The sequence below is a fragment of the Bartonella sp. CR84HXZ genome (assembly GCF_042194535.1).
GTDB lineage: Bacteria > Pseudomonadota > Alphaproteobacteria > Rhizobiales > Rhizobiaceae > Bartonella > Bartonella grahamii.
The window spans coordinates 1-4,052 of sequence record NZ_JBHIMY010000045.1 but is presented as its reverse complement, the minus strand read 5'-3'; the positions used below and the strand labels follow the sequence as shown (position 1 = coordinate 4,052).

General features: G+C 34.0%; 4 protein-coding genes and 1 pseudogene. 1 reads left to right on the top strand and 4 read right to left on the bottom strand.

Annotation, left to right across the window (positions count from 1 at the left end):
• The 4 genes and pseudogenes from ACFIKD_RS08935 to ACFIKD_RS08920 form a co-directional block, all read right to left on the bottom strand.
• Positions 1-611 (bottom strand): hypothetical protein (locus tag ACFIKD_RS08935; protein WP_375647825.1); only part of this gene is annotated, 611 nt, incomplete at its 3' end.
• Between the two features lie 48 nt (positions 612-659).
• Positions 660-806 (bottom strand): hypothetical protein, encoded by a 147-nt coding sequence (locus ACFIKD_RS08930; protein ID WP_375647823.1) that lies wholly within the window; start codon positions 804-806, stop codon positions 660-662.
• A gap of 98 nt (positions 807-904) precedes the next feature.
• Positions 905-1,045, bottom strand: coding sequence for a hypothetical protein (locus tag ACFIKD_RS08925; protein ID WP_375647822.1), 141 nt, complete (start codon positions 1,043-1,045; stop codon positions 905-907).
• A gap of 1,231 nt (positions 1,046-2,276) precedes the next feature.
• Positions 2,277-2,730, bottom strand: a pseudogene (locus ACFIKD_RS08920) (type ISP restriction/modification enzyme); the annotation flags it as partial.
• 630 nt (positions 2,731-3,360) lie between these two features.
• Here ACFIKD_RS08920 and ACFIKD_RS08915 point away from each other — a divergent pair.
• Positions 3,361-4,052: POTRA domain-containing protein (locus tag ACFIKD_RS08915; RefSeq protein ID WP_375647821.1), on the top strand; the 692-nt coding region annotated here is incomplete at its 3' end.

The following is a 4,052-nucleotide window of genomic DNA, read 5'->3' as shown; positions in this document are numbered from 1 at the left end:
TAATTATAAATTTTTGCATGGCTATAAATACAAGCCAAGCCAGAAACCTTGGCATGACCATAAACGCGTGCATAACTGAAAACCGTAGCATCATAAGAAACATGCGCATGGTCATAAATATGAGCATCAGCAAGAATGCGGGCACTACCATTCACATGAGCATTACCATAAATATTGCCATAGACATGAGCATCACCATAGACCTTGCCATAAATTTTAGCATTGTCATAAATGCGAGCATCATCATAAACCTCAGCATTCTCAGAAATTAAAGCATTATTGGAAATCCGAGCGCCACCATAAACCTTGCCATAAACCTTAGCATTGTCACAAACACAGCCCCTATCATAAACATGGGCATAACCAGTCACAATAGCATTCCCATAAACCTTGGCTTCTCTATTGACCATAGCAGCGCCACAAACATGGGCATTATCGCAAACCCTAGCATTATCAAAAACTATAGCATTTTCACACACATGCGCATTGTCATAAACTTGAGAGCTTCCTAAAACACGTGCTTTATCATAAACCTCAGCATTGCCATAAATTCTAGTTTTATCAAGAAACTTGCCATAAATAGTGTCATAAATTTTTGCATTTCCATACACTTTAGCATGTCAAAAAATATCACCATAAACCAATGCGTTCTTATATACTTACGCATTGCCATAAACCTCAGCTCTAATATGCACGCTAGCATTGCCATAGACCCTTGCATTTTCATAAATTTTTGCAGAACAAGTAATTTTTGCATTGTCATATACATGGGCATTATCGTAAACACGAGCATCCCCATAAACCATGGCATTGCCACCGACCCAACAATCACCATTATGAGCTAAATTTGCAACCTTATGTATAAAGCCGCCTAGATCACCAGCTTTTATATTAGCAAAATCCCTTAAAGCCCGAATGTATAATCATCAACCTCTATTGTTTCACCTGTAAATTCGTATTTTTTTGCAGACTCTTGTTGATTAACAGGCGCGGTTTCATTTGCAATATTAGAGATAACGGGGGTGTTGTTTGATATAGTTGTCATAATTAAATCCTACATGTTTATAATTTTGAATTAACACCCTATAAGGATGCCGGGCGCTCAAAACACGGCATGTAGTCCGTTGTTACGCTTTTCCCATAAAAGGGTATTGTATAGCGTAACTACACCCGACAAAATCACTATATATGCTAACAAAAGCATAAAAGATAGTCAGTTTTTAATAGGATTAGGTTTATCGCAACCTATTCGCTTACTGTTTAGTGTTGTTAAGCACTTGATTATTTATATAGCAAAATACGTATTTATTGTCAAATAACATTTTATCTTTTTTGATATTTTTTATTATTTTTTTAAATACGTTGTGTATAGATAATATCTTATGATTATTAATTGCTTCTTTTATATTTATGTGCTTTTAAAGCTATATTATAGGTTTTATGAAACGATTGCGTTATTTTCTGAATCTATACATTTATAATATTTAGAAAAACTCTCATAATGCGTATTTTTATCTTTATAACCTATCAATTTTGTTACTAAATGAATTTTAAATTTTTTGTGAATTTTGTTTATAAGGGTCTTTAATTTAAACGACCTTAATAGCACCGCGCTCTTATAACAAATGCTTTCATTTGCATTTTTGCATTCTCTATAGCTGTTATGTTCTTTATAGCCATGGCATCATTTTTCAGTTTCATAAGAGAAATGATAAATAGGATAATTGTGATTTATAGACTGTTATGAAAATATCTAAAGAGAGATTGATTATTATAAGGATTAGCAAAATCCCTTTTAATAAACTTTTGTCAGTCTTGTCAGTTCTTTTTAGAACTTATATCATTTTTTTTAAATGAGAGAAAATTAAAATCATTATATTTCAATAAGTTAAGTTTTATCAATTTTTCAAAAAAACAACCTATATCAATAATACAACCTTTAAATTCAATCAATAACATACGTTTTGTAGGGGTTTTGGGGGTTTTAGAAACATTCAAAACCTATAAGTAATATAAGGAAATGAATATACATAACCCTCTTTAAACAAAGCTTCTTATAACAATAAAGCTATCATTTTAGATTACGGTATAATCTTTTAAAGGCAATCCAAATAAGAGTATCTAAAAGTGCAAATGATTTCTTTTTAGAATAACGCATATAAGCACTCTTTTTAAAGATTGTATCTAATCAACTTAACAAGAGAGGTATAGATTATAGCTATACTCTATACCCCTTGTGAGGTTAACATGCCTATCATATAAGTATGCTTTATAAGTTATTCAGTTTCTCTAATTTCTAATTTTGGTAAGTTCTTAACAATTTTCATTGTTTCTAAACTTACAGTAATAACCCTTTGAAACAACTCTAGAGGATAAGCAGGGTTGCCAATGGTTTCAACAGCATAACGATTGGCATCATTTACAATGCCACTCTTTTTATCTGTCTTTACACATTGACGCCCCATAACCCATTCAAGAGCGGGCTTGCCATTGACGATATACTCATAAGCTTCAAGAGGGATATCTGTTATTGTGATATTGCTGTTATAAAAAACAGTCGATTTATCCTTTTCCTTACTATTCCCAGCGAATTTCATTTCAGTCACATAATAAAACTTTTCGGGATTAGAGATGTCCGTTAATTTTGGATTACCCTTTTAAAGGCACGGAATAAGATTCTACAGTTTCATAACTCACGTACAAATGACTGAGTTCACGCCCTGTTACAACAGAGCTCCGTTTTCGTATGAGGGGTTTAATTCTCTTCAAAAGAATCAAAACGAATTCAATTAAATGCACTTAAAACAAATATCTATAGAAATGGGAAAAAAGCGCTAAAAAGCCGATATTTTTTTCAAAAGTTTTTTAAAGGTACTTATCCACAGCCCATGACATGGGATAAGATCAGCAAAATAGTGAAATCTGCTATTCGTTTTATGAAAAAAAGACAAATGCACTATGTGCTTTAAAATATCAGAATGAGTATTTTGAAGAATTTTATTGCGAATTTTGCTTATAGGTTTTGAAGGTTTCTCAAACCTTCAAAACCATTCAAAACTCATAGATAAGGCGTTCTTTGGAGATTCACTCTATGAATGCAAGGGGATATGGTTGAGCAAATTTATCCTTTATATTTATGGGGATATTGATGTATTAACCATTGACGGGCTAAACAGTTTTGTTTAGAGGTCTTTCTACATAAATGTGGGGGAGAAATCTTCAGCAGTTAAAATAGAGCAGTTTTTGGGTGTCACTTTTTTGGTCACAAAGGCGTGTGCTTTTGTTAAAAGCATCATAGGGCAGTGGCTGTTTTGACTGGTCTTGTTAGAGGTTCCATGAAGTTCTTTTGAAGAATGCTTCATGAATAGTGCAAAGCGGGGGCAATCTGTATTGTTTTGTGTATTTTTACGCCAAAGTTCTCTTTTGAGAATTTTTCGTGCCATTGTTGTTTTCTTTGGCTTGTTTACAGGTGTAAGTGTTTATGCGCGCTCCTCAGCTATTTTTCATTCCCCAACAGATAATTTTTCTCGCAGGTATTCAGAAAAGCAGCAATTAGAAAGAATTGAGAAATTGCGGTCTTTAACGCCTAAAAGGATAAAGACGCCTTCAGAGCAAAATCCAGAAACGCTTTTGGGTGGGAAGCAATGTTTTCCAATTCATGCTATTGTTGTTGAGGGAGTGCATCATGTCAAAAAGCGCTCTATATCAACCGTAACAGAGCCTTATGTTGGAAGATGTATTGGGCTTTCTGATATTCAGCTCTTAATCAAGCAGTTAACCAAAGTTTATTTGGATCAAGGCTATGTGACGGCGCGTTTTTACATTCCTGATCAAGATATCAAAAACAGCAAGACGCTCAAATTTGTTGTCATTGAGGGGAAACTTTCAGAGATTTACTATAATGGTTCACCGGCATCTCGTTATAACAATGTTGTATGGAGTGCTTTTCCTGGGCTTCAAGGTCATGTTCTGAATATGCGCGATATTGAACAGGGGCTTGATCAGATCAACCGTTTGAGTTCAGCGCACGCTCAAAGCGAACTTCTTCCAGG